At 40.7% G+C, this 21,443-nt stretch carries 20 protein-coding genes; 18 read left to right on the forward strand and 2 right to left on the reverse strand.

Annotated elements, in window-relative coordinates:
* Nucleotides 1-58: 58 nt before the first annotated feature.
* The gene (znuA, locus tag A6B40_RS04540) at nt 59-1,015 is read left to right on the forward strand and encodes a zinc ABC transporter substrate-binding protein ZnuA (protein ID WP_176671702.1); all 957 of its coding nucleotides are present in this window, start codon (nt 59-61) and stop codon (nt 1,013-1,015) included.
* A 44-nt stretch (nt 1,016-1,059) separates the two neighbouring features.
* Here the strand turns inward: znuA and A6B40_RS04545 are convergent, their stop codons facing one another.
* Nucleotides 1,060-1,566, reverse strand: a complete 507-nt coding sequence (locus tag A6B40_RS04545) for a hypothetical protein (protein ID WP_025217947.1) — start codon at nt 1,564-1,566, stop codon at nt 1,060-1,062.
* Between the two features lie 66 nt (nt 1,567-1,632).
* Nucleotides 1,633-1,953, reverse strand: coding sequence for a zinc ribbon domain-containing protein YjdM (locus tag A6B40_RS04550; protein WP_176671703.1), 321 nt, complete (start codon nt 1,951-1,953; stop codon nt 1,633-1,635).
* A 138-nt stretch (nt 1,954-2,091) separates the two neighbouring features.
* On the opposite strand from A6B40_RS04550, the gene rnr reads away from it, so the two are divergent.
* From rnr to ftsA, 17 genes are all read left to right on the forward strand, one after another.
* Complete coding sequence (gene rnr, locus A6B40_RS04555; protein WP_176671704.1) at nt 2,092-4,446, forward strand: ribonuclease R; 2,355 nt, start codon at nt 2,092-2,094, stop codon at nt 4,444-4,446.
* A 2-nt stretch (nt 4,447-4,448) separates the two neighbouring features.
* Nucleotides 4,449-4,715 (forward strand): hypothetical protein, encoded by a 267-nt coding sequence (locus A6B40_RS04560; RefSeq protein ID WP_112110097.1) that lies wholly within the window; start codon nt 4,449-4,451, stop codon nt 4,713-4,715.
* A gap of 201 nt (nt 4,716-4,916) precedes the next feature.
* A complete protein-coding gene (gene mraZ / locus A6B40_RS04565; protein WP_025217951.1) occupies nt 4,917-5,375 on the forward strand; it encodes a division/cell wall cluster transcriptional repressor MraZ in 459 nt (152 codons plus the stop codon).
* Between the two features lie 15 nt (nt 5,376-5,390).
* The gene (gene rsmH / locus A6B40_RS04570; protein ID WP_025342208.1) at nt 5,391-6,329 is read left to right on the forward strand and encodes a 16S rRNA (cytosine(1402)-N(4))-methyltransferase RsmH; all 939 of its coding nucleotides are present in this window, start codon (nt 5,391-5,393) and stop codon (nt 6,327-6,329) included.
* A 29-nt stretch (nt 6,330-6,358) separates the two neighbouring features.
* Nucleotides 6,359-6,670 carry a cell division protein FtsL gene (gene ftsL / locus A6B40_RS04575; protein ID WP_025217953.1) on the forward strand — a complete coding sequence of 104 codons (312 nt, stop codon included), beginning with the start codon at nt 6,359-6,361 and terminating at the stop codon, nt 6,668-6,670.
* Nucleotides 6,671-6,673: 3 nt separating this feature from the next.
* Nucleotides 6,674-8,734, forward strand: a complete 2,061-nt coding sequence (locus A6B40_RS04580; RefSeq protein WP_176671705.1) for a penicillin-binding transpeptidase domain-containing protein — start codon at nt 6,674-6,676, stop codon at nt 8,732-8,734.
* 9 nt (nt 8,735-8,743) lie between these two features.
* Nucleotides 8,744-10,237 carry a UDP-N-acetylmuramoyl-L-alanyl-D-glutamate--2,6-diaminopimelate ligase gene (murE, locus tag A6B40_RS04585; RefSeq protein ID WP_176671706.1) on the forward strand — a complete coding sequence of 498 codons (1,494 nt, stop codon included), beginning with the start codon at nt 8,744-8,746 and terminating at the stop codon, nt 10,235-10,237.
* 1 nt (nt 10,238) lies between these two features.
* On the forward strand, nt 10,239-10,682 hold the full coding sequence (locus A6B40_RS04590; protein WP_176671707.1) for a hypothetical protein: 444 nt from the start codon (nt 10,239-10,241) through the stop codon (nt 10,680-10,682).
* A 44-nt stretch (nt 10,683-10,726) separates the two neighbouring features.
* Entirely contained in the window at nt 10,727-12,109 is a 1,383-nt protein-coding gene (gene murF, locus A6B40_RS04595) for a UDP-N-acetylmuramoyl-tripeptide--D-alanyl-D-alanine ligase (RefSeq protein WP_176671708.1), read from the forward strand.
* Between the two features lie 22 nt (nt 12,110-12,131).
* Nucleotides 12,132-13,214 (forward strand): phospho-N-acetylmuramoyl-pentapeptide-transferase, encoded by a 1,083-nt coding sequence (gene mraY, locus A6B40_RS04600; protein WP_025217958.1) that lies wholly within the window; start codon nt 12,132-12,134, stop codon nt 13,212-13,214.
* 52 nt (nt 13,215-13,266) lie between these two features.
* Nucleotides 13,267-14,568: a UDP-N-acetylmuramoyl-L-alanine--D-glutamate ligase gene (gene murD, locus A6B40_RS04605; protein WP_176671709.1), complete on the forward strand. Its 1,302-nt coding sequence runs from the start codon at nt 13,267-13,269 to the stop codon at nt 14,566-14,568.
* Nucleotides 14,568-15,746 carry a putative lipid II flippase FtsW gene (gene ftsW / locus A6B40_RS04610; RefSeq protein WP_176671710.1) on the forward strand — a complete coding sequence of 393 codons (1,179 nt, stop codon included), beginning with the start codon at nt 14,568-14,570 and terminating at the stop codon, nt 15,744-15,746. The genes murD and ftsW overlap by 1 nt, the downstream gene beginning before the upstream one ends.
* Before the next feature lie 115 nt (nt 15,747-15,861).
* Nucleotides 15,862-16,917, forward strand: coding sequence for an undecaprenyldiphospho-muramoylpentapeptide beta-N-acetylglucosaminyltransferase (gene murG / locus A6B40_RS04615; protein ID WP_176671711.1), 1,056 nt, complete (start codon nt 15,862-15,864; stop codon nt 16,915-16,917).
* An 84-nt stretch (nt 16,918-17,001) separates the two neighbouring features.
* Nucleotides 17,002-18,429, forward strand: a complete 1,428-nt coding sequence (murC, locus tag A6B40_RS04620; RefSeq protein ID WP_025217962.1) for a UDP-N-acetylmuramate--L-alanine ligase — start codon at nt 17,002-17,004, stop codon at nt 18,427-18,429.
* A 9-nt stretch (nt 18,430-18,438) separates the two neighbouring features.
* Nucleotides 18,439-19,350 (forward strand): D-alanine--D-alanine ligase, encoded by a 912-nt coding sequence (locus A6B40_RS04625; RefSeq protein ID WP_138317383.1) that lies wholly within the window; start codon nt 18,439-18,441, stop codon nt 19,348-19,350.
* Complete coding sequence (locus tag A6B40_RS04630; RefSeq protein ID WP_025217964.1) at nt 19,350-20,141, forward strand: cell division protein FtsQ/DivIB; 792 nt, start codon at nt 19,350-19,352, stop codon at nt 20,139-20,141. The genes A6B40_RS04625 and A6B40_RS04630 overlap by 1 nt, the downstream gene beginning before the upstream one ends.
* 24 nt (nt 20,142-20,165) lie before the next feature.
* On the forward strand, nt 20,166-21,437 hold the full coding sequence (ftsA, locus tag A6B40_RS04635) for a cell division protein FtsA (RefSeq protein WP_176671712.1): 1,272 nt from the start codon (nt 20,166-20,168) through the stop codon (nt 21,435-21,437).
* Nucleotides 21,438-21,443: the final 6 nt, after the last annotated feature.

Raw genomic sequence — 21,443 nt, forward strand, 5'->3', positions numbered from 1 at the left:
TATGTAGTTTTGCTAGAATAGCCAAATTCAAATAATCCTAGAAAATAGAGGGGAATTTATGTTTAAAAGAACGTTAATTGGTTTGGCGGTGTTAGGGGCGAGCGTGGCTCAAGCGGAAGTATTAACCAGTATTAAACCGTTGGGCTTTATTGCCAATGCGGTTACAGATGGCGTAACTGAAACCAAAGTGTTGCTGCCGGTGAGTGCATCTCCACACGATTACAGCTTAAAACCGTCTGATGTGAGCCAGCTACAATCAGCTCAATTAGTGGTTTGGGTGGGTGATGGCTTGGAAAGCTTCCTCGAAAAAAGCATCGAAAAATTGCCGAAAGAGAAAGTTTTAACCCTTGAGAATGTGGAAGCGATTGAAGCTCTAGTGGAAAAAGCGAGCGATAAAAAAGAAGATGATCACGACCATGATCATAAGCACGACCACAAGCATTCGCACGAACACAAAGGACATAGCCACGATCACGATGATCACCACGGCCATAGCCACGATGAAGATTGGCACATTTGGTTATCGAGCGAAGCGAGCGAAATTGCTGCCGAGCAAATCGCAGCCCGTTTAAGCGAACAATTACCAGAGCAAAAAGCGAAAATTGCGGAAAATCTTGCAAAATTCAAAGAAAATTTAACCGCTAAAAAAGCAGAAATTGCCAAGCAATTAGAGCCGGTGAAATCTAAAGGCTACTACACTTTCCATGATGCTTACGGCTATTTTGAACGTGAATACGATTTAAATTCACTAGGCTCGTTCACCATCAACCCAACCGTAGCACCGGGAGCGAAAACGCTGGCAAAAATCAAGAAAAGCATTAGCCAACACAAGGCTCAATGTTTATTCGCTGAGCCACAATTCACACCAAAAGTGATTGAAACTTTAGCGAAAGAAACCAAAGTGAATGTGGGGCAGCTAGATCCACTTGGTGCAAAAATTGAGTTAAAAGCGACCGCTTACCCTGAGTTTGTGCAATCTCTAGCGGATGAATTTAGTAAATGTTTATCGAAATAAGATAAAAATAACCCCATTTAAGTTAATTTAAATGGGGTTTTATTTTATTGTTTTTTCACAATGATTTTTTGGCCGTTGGTAAAATCAATTTGTTTCGCAACCGTAATATGACCAATAGGTGTTTCAAGTGAATTAAACACAGGTCTTATATTTTCGGGTAATTTTTCTATTGGTAAAACAACGGTAATATTTTCTTTCTTTTTGGCTGAGATAGCTTTATCTAGCTGAGTTTGTACTTCTTGTACAAAGAAAATTTGATCATTAATGGTAAAAGCAGATAACCAATTTAAGTTTTTAATGTGATTTTTACCAATATTATTGACCTCGTAAGTTAATACCGCAACATCTTGGTTATCTTGTTTTGCTGTTCCTCTCTGGATTAAATTAATTCTCACACTTTGGTTAAATGCTTTTAAGTTTTTATCTTCCGTTACTTTTTGAGCAGCTGTTTTATTGTTTGTATTTGAGGTTTTATTGTTTTCCGCAGCCATTACATTCAATGCGAATAATGAAATGATAGGCAGTGTAAATAACATTTTCTTAACAGACATAATATTTCTCTCGTAATTTAATTTGAAAAATTAAACAAAAACCTGACCGCTTGTAGCTAAGCTATATTAAGCTTTCTTCAAAAATTCAGATTTCAGCATAATTTTGCCACAATCTACATTGTGATCACCTTTTGCTAAACGAATCCCTTTGAATTTAGTGCCTTTTTTCAAGACTTCTGATGATCCTTTTAATTTCAAATCTTTGATTAATAGTACATCATCACCATCCGATAATAAATTACCATTACTGTCTTTTACAATTAAGACATCTTCGTCTTGAGTGGTCTCTTCACCATTCCATTCGTAGGCACAATCAGGGCAAACAAATTGAATAGAATCGTGATAAGTATTTTCGCCTTTGCATTCAGGGCATACAGGGTATGTCATAATATTTTCTTCTCATTAGTTTATGTTAAAAATGGCATTATATAATAAAAAGCGATAAAAAGATAAATGAACAATTTTTAACAATTGTAAAGAAAAGTCAGTTAGAATAAGAACAGATTAAAACAAAAGGAGGCAGCTATGATAGTCGATCCAAATTATCAACAAGAATTAGAAAAATATGAAAATCCTGTGCCGAGCCGAGAGTTTATTTTAAATACTATTCGTGAACATAATGCACCGATGAGTCGTGATGAGTTGCTCGAAGCATTTCACATTTATGATGAAGAACGAATGGAGGGTGTTCGCCGCCGTTTACGGGCAATGGAAAATGACGGCGAGTTAGTGTTTACCAAAGGTAAACGTTATGCCTTGCCTGAAAAGATGGATTTATTGAAAGGGACAGTGATTGGTCATCGTGATGGCTATGGTTTTCTACAAGTAGAAGGGCACGAAAAACTCACGACGAAAAATGAGGATTGGTTTATTCCTAATGCTCAAATGGTAAAAGTAATGCACGGTGATTTTGTACTGGCACAGCCGAACGGCACAGATAGAAGAGGTCGTAAAGAAGTGCGTATCGTGCGTGTGCTGGAAGCCCGTAAAAAGCAGATTGTTGGGCGATTCTTCCTTGAAAGTGGCATTGGTTTCGTTATGCCTGACGATAGTCGTATCAATCAAGATATCTTAATCCCTGATGAACACCGAATGGGAGCAAGAATGGGGCAAGTTGTGGTGGTGGAGTTGCAAGAACGCAAAGCCAGCTTTAACCGCCCGGTGGGTTTTATTACCGAGATTTTAGGCGACAATCTCGCTCCGGGTATGGAAATCGAAATTGCCTTACGCAATCACGATATTCCGCACATTTGGCCAGAAGGTGTAGAAAAACAGATTCGTCAATTTGCTAGTGAAGAAGTACCAGAAGAAGCGAAGCAAGGGCGTATTGATTTAAGAGACTTGCCACTCATTACCATTGACGGCGAAGATGCTCGTGATTTTGACGATGCCGTTTTTGCAAAAAAAGAAGGTAATGGCTGGCGTTTATGGGTAGCTATTGCTGATGTGAGTTATTATGTTCGCCCGAAAACAGCATTAGATTTGGAAGCACTTAATAGGGGGAACTCGGTTTATTTCCCAAATCGGGTGATTCCAATGCTACCCGAAGTACTTTCAAACGGCTTGTGTTCATTAAATCCGCAGGTTGATCGCCTCTGCTTAGTAGCGGAAATGTCTGTTTCCAATAAAGGGGAGTTGGTCGATTACAAATTCTATGAAGCAGTAATGAATTCACACTCTCGTTTAACTTATACCAAAGTTTGGAAAATGCTCGAAGGCGATGAAACCTTGCGTGAGCGTTACGCTCCATTAGTACCACACATTGAAGAACTTTATGCGATGTTCCAAACTTTAATGAAAGCCCGCCAAAAACGAGGTGCAATTGAGTTTGAAACTATTGAAAATCAATTTATTTTCAACCCACAAGGACGAATTGAACGCATTGAACCACTTATCCGCAATGATGCACACAAATTAATTGAAGAGTGTATGATTTTGGCAAACATTGCGGCGGCTCGTTTTGTAGAAAAAGCAAATGAACCAGCACTTTATCGTATCCACGATAAACCAAGTGAAGAAAAATTATTGAGTTTTAAATCCTTTGTGCGCGAATGCGGCTTAACGTGGGACGTTGGACTTGATCCGCAACCTAAAGATTATGGTGTGTTGTTAGATCAAATTGCCGAACGTGCTGATAAAGAGCTAATTCAAACGATGTTACTCCGTTCTTTAAAACAAGCGATTTATGCAGCAGATAACATTGGACATTTTGGCTTGGCATTAACTGAATATGCTCACTTTACCTCGCCAATTCGCCGTTACCCCGATTTATTGCTTCACCGTGCGATTAAATATTTAATCGAAAAAGGCAAGGGCAATACACGTCATTATACTGATGGTGGTGGTTATCATTACAAGTTAGATGATATGGATGAGTTTGGCGATAAATGTTCAGCCACTGAACGCCGTGCTGATGAAGCCACCCGTGATGTAGCTGATTGGCTGAAATGTGAGTTTATGCAAGACCACATCGGCGAAGAGTTTGATGGTGTCATTTCAAGCGTAACAGGCTTTGGCTTATTTGTGAAACTTAATGAGCTATTTATTGATGGTTTGGTTCATATTTCAACTTTAGATAATGACTACTACCATTATGATGCAGACCGGCAACGTTTGGTGGGCGAAAGTGGCATTATTTACCGCTTAGGCGATGCGGTTCGAGTAAAAGTGATCGACGTGAATTTAGATGAAAAGAAAATTGACTTTGAGTTGCTAACCGAGCATAAAACGACGGGTAAAACAGCAAGAAAAAAGGCAAAAGCAGCAGCGAAGCCTGTTTTTAAAGAGCCAAAAACCGTAAAGAAAGCTACAGAGAAAAAAACAGCAAAATCTGCAAAAAAACGGACAAAAACGACTGCTAGTAAGTCAAGGAAGAAATAGAAATGGATTATAAAAAACAGATTTTGTGTAGCATCTTATTTGCGTTAGTTATTGCGGTAATTAGCTATTTCGTTTTTAGTTATATTCCCTTTGATTGTAGCGATTTAACTAAACTCAATGATTACCAACGTTTAGAATGCCGTACTGCAGAAGTGCTGGGTATTTATTACTGGCTACCTCACACCGCAACGTTATTTTTCGGGGCTATTCTATTTTATTGGGCAATTTATGGTTTGGTTTCTCTCGTGAAATCGCTGCTAAAATGTTAACAAGCGGTTAAATTTGAGCAAAAATTTGCAAATATTAAAAGACCTATCAGAGAAGATAGGTCTTTTATTTTGTAAATAAATGAAAACTCCTTGATAGATGTATCACTAATAGATAAAATCCTCCAATTAAGTGGGAAAAAGTGGTGGTTTGTGGATCTTTTTCTTAAATGTAATATTATTTAAGTAGAGCGAAGAATCGAAATGTTTCGTGGTGCAAGTTCAATCAGCATTGATAGCAAAGGGCGGATCGCAATTCCGACCCGTTACCGTGCTGAGCTTATTGAAAAGCATCACGGAATTTTGGTTTGTACTGTTGATATCCGCCAACCTTGTTTGCTGCTTTATCCTTTACACGAATGGGAAGTTGTTGAGCAAAAATTACTGGCGTTATCTAATTTCGATCCTGTACAACGCCGTATTCAGCGTGTAATGCAAGGCTTTGCGACGGAATGTGAAATGGATTCAGCAGGTCGTATTTTAATCAGTCCAACACTTCGTCAACACGCTCAATTAGAGCAACAAATTATGTTAGTTGGTCAACTAAACAAATTTGAAATCTGGCAAGATAAGCAATGGCAAGCCCAAATTGCAGAAGATCTTGCGTTTGGTGCTTCAGCAGAAATGTTGGATTGCGATGCCTTAAAAAACCTCTCGCTATAATAATTGGAAAGAAAGATGAGCGAAACACCAAAACACATTACAGTATTATTGCACGAAGCCGTTGATGGCTTAGCAGTTAAGCCAAATGGTATCTATATTGATGGTACTTTTGGGCGTGGTGGGCATTCTCGCTTAATTTTATCCAAACTTGGCGAAAATGGGCGATTAATTGCAACGGATCGTGATCCTCGTGCCATCGCAGAAGCTCAAACCATTAATGATCCCCGTTTTCAGATTGAACATACTGCTTTTTCTGCTATTCCTGAAATTTGTGAAAAACTGGGATTAGTTGGTAAAATTGACGGCATTTTACTTGATTTAGGTGTTTCTTCTCCGCAGCTTGATGAAGCAGAACGTGGTTTTAGCTTTATGCGTGATGGACCGCTTGATATGCGTATGGACACCACCAAAGGATTATCCGCCTCAGAATGGTTGGCTCAAGTATCTGTTGAAGATTTAGCTTGGGTACTCAAAGAATTTGGCGAAGAACGCTTTGCAAAACGCATTGCACAAGCGGTCGTTTCTTACAATAAATCTGCAAGTGAAAAAATCTCTCGCACATTACAGCTTGCTCAAATCATTAGCAATGCAGTGCCGTTTAAAGATAAGCATAAGCATCCAGCAACCCGCTCTTTCCAAGCAATTAGAATTTTTATTAACAGTGAATTAGACGAATTGGAAAAAGCCCTCAACTCCGCATTAACGGTATTAGCACCAGAAGGGCGTTTGTCGATTATCAGTTTCCACTCACTTGAAGACAGAATGGTTAAACAGTTTATGCGTAAGCACAGTAAAGGTATGGACGTGCCTCGTGGTTTACCTATTTTGGAAGCTGAATTAAATAAAAATATTCCACTTAAAACCATTGGAAAAGCAATTATGCCAACTGAAGCAGAGATTGAAGCAAATGCTCGCTCACGCAGTGCAGTGTTGCGGATTGCCGAAAAACGCTAGCTGAAAAGCGTTAAGAAATAGGATTTAGTATGTCAAACGAACGTTATCCGTTACACCAAATTATTCTTGATGATATTTTTAGCCATAATAAAGTGGCTATTTTACTGCTAATTGGTATTGTAATTTCAGCTGTTGCAACTATTTGGATTACACACCAAACTCGCTTATCCGTAAGTGAGCAAGGCCAATTGATTCAAGAGAATCAAAAACTTGAAAGCCAATATACGAATTTACAATTGGAAGAAAATAGTAGAAGCAGCCGAGCAAGAGTGGATGCCGCCGCAAAATCGTTTGGGTTAGAGCCAATAAAAAAAGAACAAGAAATTATTTTAGTTGAATAGAAAATGGTTAAGTCAGTTAAATTAAAACGTAAACAAGAAATTCCAGTAACAAAATCAGAACCTCAAAAAGCAGAGAGTAAAAAATCACCAAGTTTTTTACCTGGACGTTTTGGGGTTGTTGCGTTTTTTATGATCTTAATGGTAACAGGCTTATTGGCACAAACCGCTTATATTCAGCTTTTTGATTCTGAAAGATTAATTAAAGAAGCAAATAACCGTTCACTTCGTACAAAAGAATTACAATTCACTCGTGGGCGAATCCTTGATCGTAATGGTCGCTTCCTTTCTCTGAGTGTACCGATGTACTCTCTCACACTTGATCCAAGAGAATATTTTGATACTACATTACGTCGTTCTAATGCAAGTTGGCGAGCATTAGCGATTGAGATGGAAACATCAAAAAGCAAAATTGAGGCTAATGTTAATAAATTTATTGAGAAGAAAAATGTATCAAAAGAGAAAGTAGATTTTGACCCTCGTTCTATTTTAAATACCAAAAGCGAGGGGTATTGGACTCAACTGGCACAAGTAACAGGCTTAGATTATAACGCGTTAATCGAAAAAGTGCGTAATAATCCTAATTCTGTCTTCGTTCGTTTAGACAGCGAAAAATCTGCACTAGAACGCCAAAAGTTCCAGGCTCTTAGTAAAGAAATTGGTCGTTCTTACAATGAAGTGATGGATGAACTTTACAGTAAAAACCGCCAGCGATTCCTCTATCTATCTCGCCACCAATCTGAGGCTATTAGCGAATATGCCAAAGATCTTGAAATTAGTGCTTTAGTGATTAAAGCAGAATCTCGTCGCTTTTATCCATTAGCGGAAGAGGCCTCTCAACTTATCGGTTTTACAGATAAAGACGATATGCATGGCTCAGAAGGTTTAGAGCGCAGTTTTAACTCATTATTAGTTGGTAAAAACGGTAAGCAAATCATTCGTAAAGATGCCAAAGGAAATATTGTCGAAAATATTCAGTCAGAAAAACAATACGATCCACAGGATGTAATGCTCAGCATTGATGAAGAATTGCAATCTATGGTGTACGGAGAAATTAAAAAAGCAGTTCAAGAAAACAATGCAGAATCAGCTACGGCTGTATTAGTTGATGTTCAAACAGGTGAAATTTTAGCGATGGCAAATGCACCATCATTTAACCCGAATAAACGAGACAGCTTCAAACCTGAATTAATGCGTAATCGTGCAATTACCGATACCTTTGAGCCAGGTTCAACTGTAAAACCCTTTACAGTATTAACCGCTTTACATAACAAGGTAACTTATAAAGATGAAGTGATTGGTACAAGGCCTATCGTAGTAAATGGGCATACGATCAAAGACGTAGCCCCAAGAGATAGCTTGACTATCACAGGGATTTTACAGAAATCCAGTAACATTGGTGTGAGTAAATTAGCACTCAGAATGCCTGCTAATGCGCTAGTGGACACATACAGTAAAGTCGGTTTTGGCAAAGATACAGGGTTAGGTCTGGGAGAACAACGTGGTTCGAACGGTGATCGTAATCGTTGGTCTGATATTGAACGAGCAACGCTTTCTTATGGCTATGGTTTGAATGTCACTCCACTTCAACTTGCTCGTGCTTATGCAACATTAGGTAGCTTTGGAATCTATCGTCCACTTTCTATCACAAAAGTCGATCCACCAGTCATCGGCGAACGTGTTTTACCTGAAAAAACAACACGTGAAGTTGTTCATATGATGGAGAGCGTTGCCGCAAAAGGTGAAGGTGGGCAACGCGCAGCGGTTGATGGCTACCGAGTTGCGATCAAAACAGGTACGGCTCGCAAATTAGAAAAAGGTAAATATGTAGAAAAATATATCGCTTACACCGCAGGTCTTGCTCCAGCGAGCGATCCTCGTTTTGCGCTTGTTGTATTGGTAAATGAGCCTAAAGCAGGCAACTACTATGGAGGTTTTGTATCAGCACCTCTTTTCTCCCGTATTATGGGTTATGCTCTCAAACAACGTAATATTAAGCCGGATAACCTCACGGAAGATACCCAAAGCGCCGTACGTGAAATCAAATTAGAACGCACACTAAATTAAGGTCAGCTAATGAAACGTTTACTTCCTTTCCTCACCGAGCTAGACGCTTGGGTTGAAGAACTAACCGAACTCAATCAAATGACACTAGACAGCCGCCAAGTGCAAAAAGGCGATCTGTTTGTGGCGTTAAAAGGCCATCAAGTGGATGGTAGAAAGTTTATTGATAAAGCGATTGAACAAGGGGCAAGCCTTGTTTTAGCTGAAGCAGAGGCGGATCAAACTGAAATTGAACTCGAACCGAAGTTCGCAAAATTTAACCTAGATCGCACCGCTTGTTGCAAGGTGGTGAGCGTGCCCGCATTGCCAAAATTACTCTCTGAAATCGCAGGCGAATTTTACGGCAATCCGTCACAAAAATTAGTGTTGGCAGGCATTACTGGTACAAACGGCAAAACGACCACGGCACAATTACTTGCCCAATGGCGAAATTTATTGGGCGGTAAATCAGCGGTGATGGGCACTATCGGCAACGGCTTATACGGCAAAGTACAAGAAGCGGTAAATACCACCGGATCTGCCATCGAAATTCAGCGTAACCTCGCCGATTTTGTGGAACTTGGAGCTGATTTTTGTGCGATGGAAGTCAGCTCGCACGGTTTAGCTCAATTCCGAGCTGAAGCCTTAGCGTTTGATGTAGCAATGTTCACCAATTTAAGCCGTGATCATTTGGACTATCACAACACAATGGAAGAGTACGCCGAGGCAAAATTCCGCCTATTTAGCGAACTCAATACCCAAGCCCAAGTGATTAACACTGATGATGAAATCGGGGCAGAATGGTTAGCTAAATTGCCAAATGCGGTTGCAGTAAGCACAAATCCTAATTTCGCCAGCCAGCACCGTTTCGTGAAAGCCACCAACGTGAGCTTCACCTTACAAGGGGCAACAATTCAATTTGAATCGAGCTGGGGAAATGGTGAGCTAAACAGCCGTTTAATCGGAGCCTTTAACGTCAGCAACTTACTCACCGCCTTTGCAGGCTTACTCGCATTAGGCGTTGAAATCAACGAATTAGTTAAAACCGCACCGCAATTAGTCGGCGTGGCAGGCAGAATGGAATGTATCACTGCACCAAACAAACCAATGGTGATTGTGGACTACGCCCACACACCAGATGCCTTAGAAAAAGCGTTACAAGCCGCACGACTTCATTGCGAGGGTGAACTCTACTGCATCTTCGGCTGCGGCGGCGACCGTGATTCAGGCAAACGCCCACTAATGGCACAAATTGCTGAACAATTAGCCAATAAAGTGATCGCAACAGACGATAATCCAAGAACTGAAGATAACCAAAAAATTATGGCGGATATTGTTAAAGGTTTCGCTAAGCCGCAGCAAATTATCCACAACCGTGAAGAGGCGATTAAAACCGCTATTGCACAAGCCAAAGATCGTGATGTGATTTTAATCGCAGGTAAAGGCCACGAGGATTATCAGATTATCGGCACGGAGAAGTTGCATTTTTCAGATCAGGAAACAGCAAGAAAGTATTTAAGTGAATGAAATGAAAAATAACATTACACTTTTTACTTTTATTTTTAAGATTGGAGAGGATTACCTATCTTTTTTACGTAACCTTGCTCCAACAGTTTTATTTATTTCATTAGCATTATTCGGCTTAACTGAACTTCAACATGGTCACTGGAATTCAGAAAAATTCGGCATTCTAATTTTTGCATTAGGAGCATTATTTATTGCCAGTATCGCTATTTTGGTAAATATTTCGATTTTTGCGAAAAAGGCATTAAAAGCCTTGTATGAGCTACAAAATAAAGAACAAAAGGTATTTGATTTCTGGGGTTCTTTGAAACATATTTGGGTTGAAGGAAATGCCAAAGTAGTAATCTTCCTGTTTTTGATTAATATCATTGCAATTATGATGGTAATTACTTATGGGATGAATTATGCATTTAATTTTTACCGTGCTATTTCAAGTTTTGCTGATTAAGCCGTTAATACATTTACAGAATTTAATAAATACAAAGATAAACAATGATAAAACTAACCACCCAACAAATCGCCGACATTCTCAACGCTAAACTTATCGGCAGTGGAGACACCATTATCGAAACCACCAGCACGGACACCCGACAAGCGGTTGAAAATGGCTTGTTTTTTGCATTAAAAGGGGCGAATTTTGATGCTCACGATTATCTCAATAATGCGGTTGCACAAGGTTGTGTGGCGGTGGTGGTTGAGCGTGAATGTGATGTAAATGTGCCGCAGATTGTGGTGGCAGACAGCCGTTTAGCCCTAGGCGAATTGGCGAAATGGTTAAAAGCGAAGCTGAACCCGAAAACAGTGGCGATGACGGGCTCTTCCGGCAAAACCACCGTGAAAGAGATGACGGCAAAAATCCTGCAAAAAATGACCGCTTGTGAAGATGAAGTGCTTTATACTTTTGGTAATCTAAACAATGACTTAGGTGTGCCGATGACCTTGCTTCGTTTAACCGAAAAACATCAATATGCGGTGATTGAGCTTGGGGCGAACCATATCGGTGAAATTGCTTATACTACAGCTATTGCTCAACCCGACGCCTGTTTGGTGAACAATGTGGCGGCGGCTCATCTGGAGGGCTTTGGCTCGTTAGAGGGCGTAGCTCAGGCGAAAGGCGAGATTTATCGTGGGTTGAAGGACAGCGGCAAGGCGATTGTTAATCGAGCGTTTTACTACCCGGAATGGCTGCAAGAGATCGGCTCGCACGAAATGTTGGTTTTTTCAGATAGCGATGCCACCGCAGATTATTGGGCGGAAAATGTGGAATTACAGCTAAACGGCTCACGCTTCACAATGCACACGCCACAAGGCGATATTCAAATTTCACTACCATATTTAGGCAAACATAATGTGAGTAATGCCTTGGCGGCAGCGTCATTGGCGATGTCGGTTGGAGCGGACTTAGAGGCAGTGAAAGCCGGGCTTGAGCAGCGTTCAGCGGTGAAAGGGCGTTTGTTCCCAGTGCAGATTAACGAAAATTGCTTGCTGATTGATGACACCTACAATGCGAATGTGGATTCAATGAAATCGGCGATTTCCGTGCTACAAAATTATCCGGCGTTCCGCATTTTTGCGGTGGGCGATATGGCGGAGCTTGGCGAGGAAACGGCTGCTTGCCATCAAGAAGTGGCAGATTTCGCCAAACAAGCAGGACTAGATTTAATTGTGAGTTTCGGCAAAGAGAGTGCGGTCATCAGCCAAAATGCCGAACATCATTTTACCGACAAACAACAAATGGTTGCGTTTTTAATTCCAATTATTTTGCAAAAAATCGAAGAAAAACAACCGCTTGTATTATTAGCAAAAGGCTCTCGTAGCCAAAAAATGGAAACCGTGATTTCCGAGCTTTGTAAACAATTTAACGTTAATTTTTAATTTTTATTTTAAGGACTAAGCAATGTTAGTTTGGCTTGCAGAACTACTGGTGCAATATAACACCGCATTTAATGTGGTTTCTTATATCACATTCCGTGCCATTATGGCGTTATTAACCGCAATGGGGATCGGGCTTTGGATTGGGCCGAAAGTGATTCGCCGTTTGCAGATCTTAAAATTCGGTCAAGAAGTGCGTAATGAAGGGCCGGAAAGCCACTTTAAAAAACGTGGCACACCAACAATGGGCGGTGTGATGATCCTTGCTGCTATCGGAGTGAGCACGCTACTTTGGGCGGATCTTCGCAACCCTTATGTTTGGTTCACTTTGTTTGTACTGTTCGGTTACGGAGTGGTCGGTTTTGTGGACGATTATCGCAAAATCGCTCGTAAAAATACGGACGGCTTAATCGCTCGCTGGAAATATTTCTGGTTGTCAGTCATCGCTTTAGTTGCCGTGTTCGGAATGTATGCAGTAGGTAAAGATACCGCCGCAACTCAACTTGTTGTGCCGTTCTTCAAAGATGTGATGCCGCAGTTAGGCTTGTTCTACATTGTGCTGGCATATTTCGTGATTGTGGGCACCAGTAACGCAGTAAACTTAACAGACGGCTTAGACGGCTTGGCAATCGTGCCAACCATTATGGTTGCTTCTGCCTTTGCCTTGATCGCCTGGGCAACGGGTAACTTCAATTTCGCACAATATTTGCATATTCCGTTTATTCCAAATGCCGGCGAGTTGGTAATTCTTTGTACGGCGATTGTTGGGGCAGGTTTAGGCTTCTTGTGGTACAACACCTACCCAGCCCAAGTATTTATGGGCGATGTCGGCTCACTCTCATTAGGCGGAGCCTTGGGCGTGATTGCGGTGTTGGTTCGTCAAGAATTACTGTTAGTGGTAATGGGCGGCGTGTTTGTGGTAGAAGCCTTGTCGGTGATTTTACAAGTCGGCTCATACAAATTACGCCAAAAGCGGATTTTCCGAATGGCACCGATTCACCACCACTTTGAACTCAAAGGCTGGCCGGAGCCACGAGTGATCGTCCGCTTCTGGATCATCACGCTAATGCTCGTATTAATCGGCTTAGTCACACTCAAATTACGTTAATCAATAAGGTGCGTACTTTTACGCACCTTATGCTGTTTAGTCAGAGAAAATTATGCAAAACCAATACCAAAACAAAACCGTCACCATCATCGGCTTAGGTACAACAGGCTTATCTTGTGTGGATTTCTTTCAGAAAAAGAATGCTAATATCCAAGTAATCGACACTCGAGTCAACCCTGCCGGGGCAGATAAATTAGCCAAAGAAATTCCACTACACACAGGCGGATTAAACCGTGAATGGTTGCTCAACTCCGATTTAATCGTGATTAGCCCAGGGCTTGCGTTGGCAACGTCTGAAATTCAAGAAGCGATTGCAACTGGTGTGGAAGTGGTGGGCGATGTGGAATTATTCTGCCGTGAAGCGAAAGCCCCGATCATTGCGATTACCGGCTCAAACGGTAAAAGTACGGTAACGACTTTAACAACTGAAATGGCTAAACAGGCCGGTTTGAAAGTGGGAATGGGCGGCAATATCGGTGTGCCGGTGCTGAGTTTATTAGCAGATGACTATGAGTTGTTCGTGCTTGAGCTTTCCAGTTTCCAGCTGGAAACAACTTATTCACTTAAAGCAAAAGCAGCAACAATTTTAAACATCAGCGAAGATCATATGGATCGCTACGATTCCATTGCGGATTACCGTGCGGCGAAATTACGCATTTATGACAATGCCGAGCATATCATCGTAAACGGCGAAGACGCCCAAACTTACCCGGAACAAGCGGTCAAAAATTTGCTACGTTTTGCAGAACATAATGCGGAATACACAATGCGTCACGGTGTGCTTTATTCGGGTGATACTGCCATTATCAATACCAACCAAATGCTGATTAGCGGTCGCCACAATGAGATGAATGCGTTGGCGGCAATGGCCTTGGCGGAAGCAGCGAATGTGCCTCGTGAGGGCATTGTGAAAGCGTTGCAAGTTTACGGCGGTTTGCCACACCGTTTCCAAGCGGTAGCAACCAATGATGGCGTACGTTGGGTGAACGATTCCAAAGCCACCAACGTGGGTAGCACAGTGGCTGCATTAAACGGTTTAACTGTTGCCGGCACACTCTATTTATTGCTTGGTGGTGATGGCAAAGCAGCCGATTTTTCTGAACTTAAACCGTTAATCAACAAACCGAATATTATCTGCTACTGCTTCGGGCAAGACGGCGAAGCCTTGGCAGCCTTAAGCGAGCAAAGCGTGCTAGTGGAAACAATGCAGCAAGCGGTTGAAGCTATTCGCCCACAACTGAAAAAAGGCGATATGGTGCTGCTTTCCCCAGCGTGTGCGAGCTTAGATCAATTCAAGAATTTTGAACAACGTGGTGATGTCTTTATCGCATTAGCACAAGGAAACGTAGCATAATGTTAGAGAAATTTAAAACAGAATGGGATAAGTGGGTTAAACTCACGCCTTCTAATTCGCTCTATGATAGAACCCTAATTTGGTTATTTGCAGGGCTTCTTATTATCGGTTTTATTATGGTCACCTCAGCCTCGCTACCTGTTAGTACGAGATTGAATGACGATCCATTTTATTTTGCAGTTAGAGATGGTTTATACATCATCGCCTCTATTATTTTCTGCTATATCTTTGTGCAAATCCCCGTAGAAAAATGGGAAAAGTATAACCTTGCATTATTTTTCGTCTCTATCTGCTTTTTAATTGCAGTATTAATTTTCGGGCGTTCCGTTAATGGTGCAGTACGTTGGCTCCCTTTAGGTATTTTAAACTTTCAGCCTGCTGAATTAGCAAAGCTAGCCGTGATCTGCTATTTTGCGAGTTTTTATGTACGAAAATATGACGAAATTCGTAAGGAAAAAGCAAGTTTCTGGAGACCAGCCGTTATTTTATTCATTTTCGGTTTCCTACTCATTCTTCAGCCAGACTTAGGAAGTACTTTTGTATTATTCGTTCTGACCTTCTCAATGCTTTTCATTGTGGGGGCGAAAATTATGCAATTTATGTTCCTAGGCATAGTGGGAGCGGTATTATTTGCCGTGCTGATTTTGACTTCCGAATATCGTTTAAAACGTGTTACATCCTTTATGGATCCCTTTGCAGATGCTTATGGTGATGGTTTCCAGTTATCTAACTCTCAAATGGCATTTGGGCAGGGAGAATTTTGGGGGCAAGGGCTAGGTAATTCCGTACAAAAACTTGAATATTTACCAGAAGCTCATACCGACTTTGTGATGGCGGTAGTGGGAGAAGAATTTGGTTTCTTTGGCATTATGGGAATTGTGCTCTTATTAGTCCTGCTTACAGTTCGAGCATTAAAAATCAGTAAGGAATCGCTTATTTTGGAAGAACGTTTTAAAGGCTATATGGCATTTGGTATTGCCATCTGGATCTTCTTACAGGGCTTTGTAAACCTAGGCGTAGCCTCAGGTTTACTACCAACTAAAGGACTAACCTTTCCACTGGTGAGCTATGGGGGGTCAAGCTTGGTGATTATGTCAATTGCAATTGCTGTATTGCTAAGAATTGATTACGAGAATCGAGCAGAACGAATTGGTCACGCAAAAATCAAAAACATATGATAAAACAAGCGGTTAATTTTACCTTAAAATTTGCAAAACAACCGCTTTATATGCCCGAATGGGTTAAAAATCAAGTAAAATAGGACACTGCATATTCCTATAGGAAGAGTTAAAAATGGCTAAAAAATTATTAGTGATGGCAGGTGGAACGGGAGGACACGTTTTTCCTGCAATAGCGGTAGCGCGAGAGCTACAAAAACAAGGCTGGCAAATCCGCTGGCTCGGCACGAAAGATAGAATGGAAGCAAACCTTGTACCCAAACACGGTATTGAAATTGATTTCATCGAAATTTCAGGCTTGCGTGGCAAAGGATTAGGTGCATTATTAAAAGCCCCTTTTGCGATCTTTAAAGCGGTGATGCAAGCTCGTAAAATCATTAAAAATTACCAGCCAGATGCGGTGTTGGGAATGGGTGGCTATGTTTCTGGCCCAGGTGGCATTGCGGCAAAATTATGTGGTGTACCTGTTATTTTACACGAGCAAAATGCGGTGGCAGGTTTAACTAACGTATGGCTTTCAAAAATTGCTCGCAAGGTATTACAAGCCTTTCCAACGGCATTTAATGATGCGGAAGTGGTGGGTAATCCGGTTCGTGAAGATTTATCCGCTTTACCTTTGCCAAACGAGCGTTTTAAGGAACGTGGCTATCCCATTAATATTTTAGTGATGGGTGGCAGCCAAGGAGCAAGAGTAATTAACCAAACAGTGCCAGAGGTTGCAAAAGTGTTGGGTAATAATGTGTTTATCAGCCATCAAGTCGGTAAAAACAATTTAGTAGGTATTGAGGAAGTCTATCAACAAACAGGTAATGGTATCGCTTCAGAATTTATTGATGATATGAAAGCTGCCTATGAATGGGCAGATTTAGTGATTTGCCGTTCAGGAGCTTTAACTGTTTGTGAAATTGCCGCCGTTGGTTTACCCGCTATTTTCGTGCCATTTCAGCATAAAGATAAGCAACAATTTTTAAACGCTAATTATTTGGCAGAAGCTGGAGCAGCAGTGATTATTGAACAGGTAGATTTTAATCCCCAATCATTGTTAAATGCCTTACAGCCACTTATTGCCGATCGCAAAAAATTATTAGATATGGCAATACGAGCTAGAGCAAAAGCAACACCAACTGCAGCACAGCGTGTAGCTGAAGTGATTATTCAAGAAGCAAATTAGTTGAAGACAAGCGGTCAAATTTTTACGTTTTTTTGCAAAATAGTGAAAAAATTCAACCGCTTGCAGAGCATATTAGGATTAGAAATGAAAAATTTCCAAGATAAAGTTAAAAAGTTAGTGCCAGAAATGCGTCGTGTAAACCAAATCCACTTCATCGGGATTGGTGGTGCAGGTATGAGTGGCATTGCAGAAGTATTGCTTAACGAAGGCTACCAAATTTCAGGCTCAGATATTGCAGATGGTATTGTAACGCAACGTTTATCAGCAGCGGGAGCAAAAGTGTTCATTGGGCATCAAGCAGAAAATATTTCAGGGGCAAGCGTTGTAGTCGTTTCAACTGCGATTGATGAAACTAACCCAGAAATTATTGCGGCTCGTGAAGCTAGAATCCCTGTTATTCGCCGTGCAGAAATGTTGGCAGAAATTATGCGCTTTAGACACGGTATTGCGATTGCCGGCACACACGGAAAAACCACTACAACAGCAATGATTTCAATGATCTATACCGAAGCGAAACTTGATCCGACTTTTGTAAATGGTGGTCTAGTGAAATCAGCAGGAAAAAATGCTCATTTAGGTGCAAGCCGTTATTTAATTGCGGAGGCGGATGAAAGTGATGCTTCTTTCTTACACTTGCAGCCAATGGTATCAGTGGTAACAAATATTGAGCCTGATCATATGGATACATACGGTGGTGATTTTGAAAAAATGAAAGACACTTATGTGCGTTTTCTGCGTAACTTACCATTCTACGGGTTAGCGGTAATGTGCGCAGACGATGCGACTGTAATGGAAATTGCTCCTCGTGTTGGTCGCCAAGTGATTACTTATGGCTTTAGTGAAAATGCGGATTATCGTATTGAAGATTACCAACAAACAGGCTTTCAGGGGCATTATACCGTTGTTTGCCCATCAGGCGAGCGAATTGATGTATTACTCAATGTACCGGGTACACATAATGCATTAAATGCAACGGCGGCATTGGCTGTTGCGAAAGAAGAAGGGATTGAAAATGAAGCAATTTTAGCCGCCCTTGCGGATTTCCAAGGAGCAGGTCGTCGTTTTGATCAACTTGGTTCATTTATTCGCCCTAATGGCAAAATTATGTTAGTTGATGATTACGGTCATCATCCAACAGAAGTTGATGTAACTATTCAAGCGGCTCGTCAAGGATGGGAAGGAAAACGTGTTGTGATGATTTTCCAACCGCATCGTTATTCGCGTACTCGTGATTTATTTGATGAATTTGTGCAAGTGCTTTCTAAAGTAGACGCATTGATTTTATTAGATGTTTATGCTGCTGGCGAATCGCCGATTGTTGGTGCGGATAGTAAAGCTTTAGCTCGTTCAATCCGTAATTTAGGTAAGGTTGATCCGATTTTAGTCTCAGATACTGATCAGCTAGGCGAAGTGTTAGATCAAATTATTCAAGACGGAGATTTAATCTTGGCACAAGGTGCTGGTAGTGTAAGCCGTATCTCGCGTGGTTTGGCAGAAAGTTGGAAAGCGTAAGGATTTAAAATGAGCATTAAAAACGAAAAAATTGCGGTATTATTTGGCGGTGTTTCGCAAGAACGTGAAGTTTCACTTAATTCAGGTGCTGCAGTAACAGAAGCATTAAGAAGTTTAGGCTATAATGTTGAAGGTATTGATACCAAAGAATTCCCGATTGAAAAATTAAAAGAAAAAGGCATTCAACGTGTATTTAATATTTTACACGGTGGCATTGGCGAAAACGGCGTGCTACAAGGTGCATTAGAGCAAATGGGAATTCCTTATACAGGCTGCGGCGTGATGGCATCAGCGGTAACACTAGATAAATTCCGCACCAAATTATTATGGAATGCAGTAGGTTTACCAACAGCAGATATGGTGGTAGTTCAACGTGGACAAGCGGTCGATTTTGATGAAATTATTGCAAAATTAGGCTTACCTGTATTTGTGAAACCTTCTTGTGAAGGCTCAAGCGTGGGGGTTTTCAAAGTAAAAACCAAAGAAGAACTAGAGCCTGCAATTCATGAAGCATTAAAATTTGACTCTATAGTATTAGTAGAAGAATTTTTAGCGGGTAATGAATACTCTGTACCGGTGTTAGATGGTCAAGTTTTACCTGCGGTTCAAGTGATCCCGGATGGTGAATTTTATGACTACCATGCCAAATATGTGTCTGATAATACGCAATATGTTGTGCCAGCGTTGAATGATGAACGTCAAGCTGAAGTGGCTCAATTAGTGAAAGCTGCTTATAATGTGGTTGGTTGTCGTGGTTGGAGCCGTGTCGATGTGATGGAAGATGGTAATGGCAAATTCCGTTTAGTGGAAGTAAATACTAACCCAGGTATGACAAGCCACAGTATTTTCCCCAAATCGGCAGCAACAGTTGGTATTTCATTTGAAAAACTTGTAGAGAAAGTGTTGGAGTTAAGTGCTTAATGGGCATTTTCAGCAAAAAAAATAGCACAAACGTGCGTTTTAATGTGATTAACCCAAAAACTTCGGTTTCTTCACGCAAATGGCTAGTATTCATTAAGCCATTAATTGTGCTATTATGTACACTATTTCTATTTGGTGTATATAGTAATTGGCAAAACATACTTGAAAGTTGGGATAAAACCCCGATTCGAGCCTATGCCCTGACTCATAAAACACAATTTACAACGAATGCAGATATTCGTGAAACTTTATCTGGAGAACCTGCTCTAAAAGGATATTTCGGGCAAGATATTCAAGAGGTCAAAGATAAGCTTTTATCTATACCTTGGGTGAAAGATGTGGTCGTTCGTAAGCTTTATCCAGATAGGTTAAGTATTACATTACTAGAACACAAACCTATTGCCATTTGGAATGATGTCAACTTTGTTTCAGAACAAGGCATTGTGTTTAGCTTGCCGCAAGATAGAATGGATAAATCAGGATTACCATTACTCTATGGGCCTGATACTGAAGGTAAAAACGTATTAGAGGCATGGAGTAAAATCCGTACAGATCTTAATGCTCGAAAGTTAGATCTGAGTTCAGTTTCAGTGGATAATCGAGGATCGTGGACGATTCGACTTTCAAATCAGGTAGAGCTACGTTTAGGAAGAGGTGAATGGACACCTAAAATCGATCGCTTCGTGTCAATTTTTCCTGAAATTAATGTCCCTGATGGACATAGATTAGCTTATGTCGATTTGCGTTATCCTCACGGAGCAGCAGTCGGATTTAGCCCCATAAAAAATTAACTTTAACAAAAATAAAATAATAGTATGACAAAAGCAGTAGAATCAAAAATCATTGTTGGTCTAGATATTGGTACATCAAAAGTAGTTGCCGTTGTCGGTGAAGTATTACCTGATGGTGTTATCAATGTAATGGGCTCTGGCGTTTGCCCTTCTAAAGGGGTCGATCGTGGTGGTATTATCGATCTTAATGCAGCTGTTAATTCCATTCAACGCGCTATCCAACAAGCTGAGTCTATTGCTGACTGTCAAATTATGGGTGTAACTCTTGCTATTTCTGGTCAACATATTGTTGGTTTAAATGAATCAGGCACATCTACTTTATCCGGCGGTATCGTAACGCAAGATAACATTGAAAGTGCCGTTGATATGGCAAAAGCAATCAAATTACAAGATGGCTTAGAAACTTTGCATATGATTCCACAAGAATACAATGTGGATAGATTACCTGCGACTAAAAATCCGATCGGCTTATCAGGTATGCGTTTACAAGTCCAAGCACATCTAATCGCTTGTCATCAAGCTTGGCTTAAAAACTTAAAAAATGCTGTTGAACAAGCTAAATTAAAAGTTGATCAAGTTGTTTTTTCAGGGCTAGCATCAAGCTATTCTGTATTAACAGAAGATGAGAAAGAGTTGGGAGTCTGCCTAATTGATATCGGTGGCGGCACGATGGATGTGCTTGTTTATACTGATGGTGCGCTAAGATATAGTAAAGTAATTCCGTTTGCAGGTAATAATATTACTGATTATTTAGCTCGTGTGTTTACTACCTCACGTCAAGAAGCGGAAAGCATTAAAGTAAGTTATGGAAGTGCGATTTCCCCTCCCACTCACAATGCAGATAAAAAAATTGAGGTAACTGGGCTAGGTGGACGCCCTGCAAGAACGTTTACCCGAGCTCAAGTAGCAACAGTTACATCTCAATGTTATAACGATTTATTAAAAGTAGTAGAAGATGAACTTACCCAACTACGCAATGAACTCTTCCAAAAAGGGATAAAACAAGAACTAATTGCTGGTATTGTCATTACAGGTGGTGGTTCACAGATTGAAGATATTGTAGAATGTGCAAAATCTATTTTTGGATCACAAGTTAGAGTCGGTTATCCTCTTAATATTACTGGCTTAACAGATTACGTGAATAAACCACAATATGCTACAGCACTAGGACTTTTACAATATAGTCACTACAACTATACTGAACAAGGCAATAGTACAGAGGCTAATGAAGATATCTTTGCACCAATAGGCATTGGTGCTAAGAAAATTATAAACTTCTTCAAGTCAAAATTTTAATAGTGT

Origin of the sequence: Mannheimia varigena (genome assembly GCF_013377235.1) — a bacterium.
Classification (GTDB): domain Bacteria; phylum Pseudomonadota; class Gammaproteobacteria; order Enterobacterales; family Pasteurellaceae; genus Mannheimia; species Mannheimia varigena.

Excerpts from the sequence above, each read along its gene's own strand:
- znuA (WP_176671702.1), top strand. The coding sequence starts at position 59 with ATGTTTAAAAGAACGTTAATTGGTTTGGCGGTGTTAGGGGCGAGCGTG.
- A6B40_RS04545 (WP_025217947.1), bottom strand. The coding sequence starts at position 1,566 with ATGTCTGTTAAGAAAATGTTATTTACACTGCCTATCATTTCATTATTC.
- A6B40_RS04550 (WP_176671703.1), bottom strand. The coding sequence starts at position 1,953 with ATGACATACCCTGTATGCCCTGAATGCAAAGGCGAAAATACTTATCAC.
- rnr (WP_176671704.1), top strand. The coding sequence starts at position 2,092 with ATGATAGTCGATCCAAATTATCAACAAGAATTAGAAAAATATGAAAAT.
- A6B40_RS04560 (WP_112110097.1), top strand. The coding sequence starts at position 4,449 with ATGGATTATAAAAAACAGATTTTGTGTAGCATCTTATTTGCGTTAGTT.
- mraZ (WP_025217951.1), top strand. The coding sequence starts at position 4,917 with ATGTTTCGTGGTGCAAGTTCAATCAGCATTGATAGCAAAGGGCGGATC.
- rsmH (WP_025342208.1), top strand. The coding sequence starts at position 5,391 with ATGAGCGAAACACCAAAACACATTACAGTATTATTGCACGAAGCCGTT.
- ftsL (WP_025217953.1), top strand. The coding sequence starts at position 6,359 with ATGTCAAACGAACGTTATCCGTTACACCAAATTATTCTTGATGATATT.
- A6B40_RS04580 (WP_176671705.1), top strand. The coding sequence starts at position 6,674 with ATGGTTAAGTCAGTTAAATTAAAACGTAAACAAGAAATTCCAGTAACA.
- murE (WP_176671706.1), top strand. The coding sequence starts at position 8,744 with ATGAAACGTTTACTTCCTTTCCTCACCGAGCTAGACGCTTGGGTTGAA.
- A6B40_RS04590 (WP_176671707.1), top strand. The coding sequence starts at position 10,239 with ATGAAAAATAACATTACACTTTTTACTTTTATTTTTAAGATTGGAGAG.
- murF (WP_176671708.1), top strand. The coding sequence starts at position 10,727 with ATGATAAAACTAACCACCCAACAAATCGCCGACATTCTCAACGCTAAA.
- mraY (WP_025217958.1), top strand. The coding sequence starts at position 12,132 with ATGTTAGTTTGGCTTGCAGAACTACTGGTGCAATATAACACCGCATTT.
- murD (WP_176671709.1), top strand. The coding sequence starts at position 13,267 with ATGCAAAACCAATACCAAAACAAAACCGTCACCATCATCGGCTTAGGT.
- ftsW (WP_176671710.1), top strand. The coding sequence starts at position 14,568 with ATGTTAGAGAAATTTAAAACAGAATGGGATAAGTGGGTTAAACTCACG.
- murG (WP_176671711.1), top strand. The coding sequence starts at position 15,862 with ATGGCTAAAAAATTATTAGTGATGGCAGGTGGAACGGGAGGACACGTT.
- murC (WP_025217962.1), top strand. The coding sequence starts at position 17,002 with ATGAAAAATTTCCAAGATAAAGTTAAAAAGTTAGTGCCAGAAATGCGT.
- A6B40_RS04625 (WP_138317383.1), top strand. The coding sequence starts at position 18,439 with ATGAGCATTAAAAACGAAAAAATTGCGGTATTATTTGGCGGTGTTTCG.
- A6B40_RS04630 (WP_025217964.1), top strand. The coding sequence starts at position 19,350 with ATGGGCATTTTCAGCAAAAAAAATAGCACAAACGTGCGTTTTAATGTG.
- ftsA (WP_176671712.1), top strand. The coding sequence starts at position 20,166 with ATGACAAAAGCAGTAGAATCAAAAATCATTGTTGGTCTAGATATTGGT.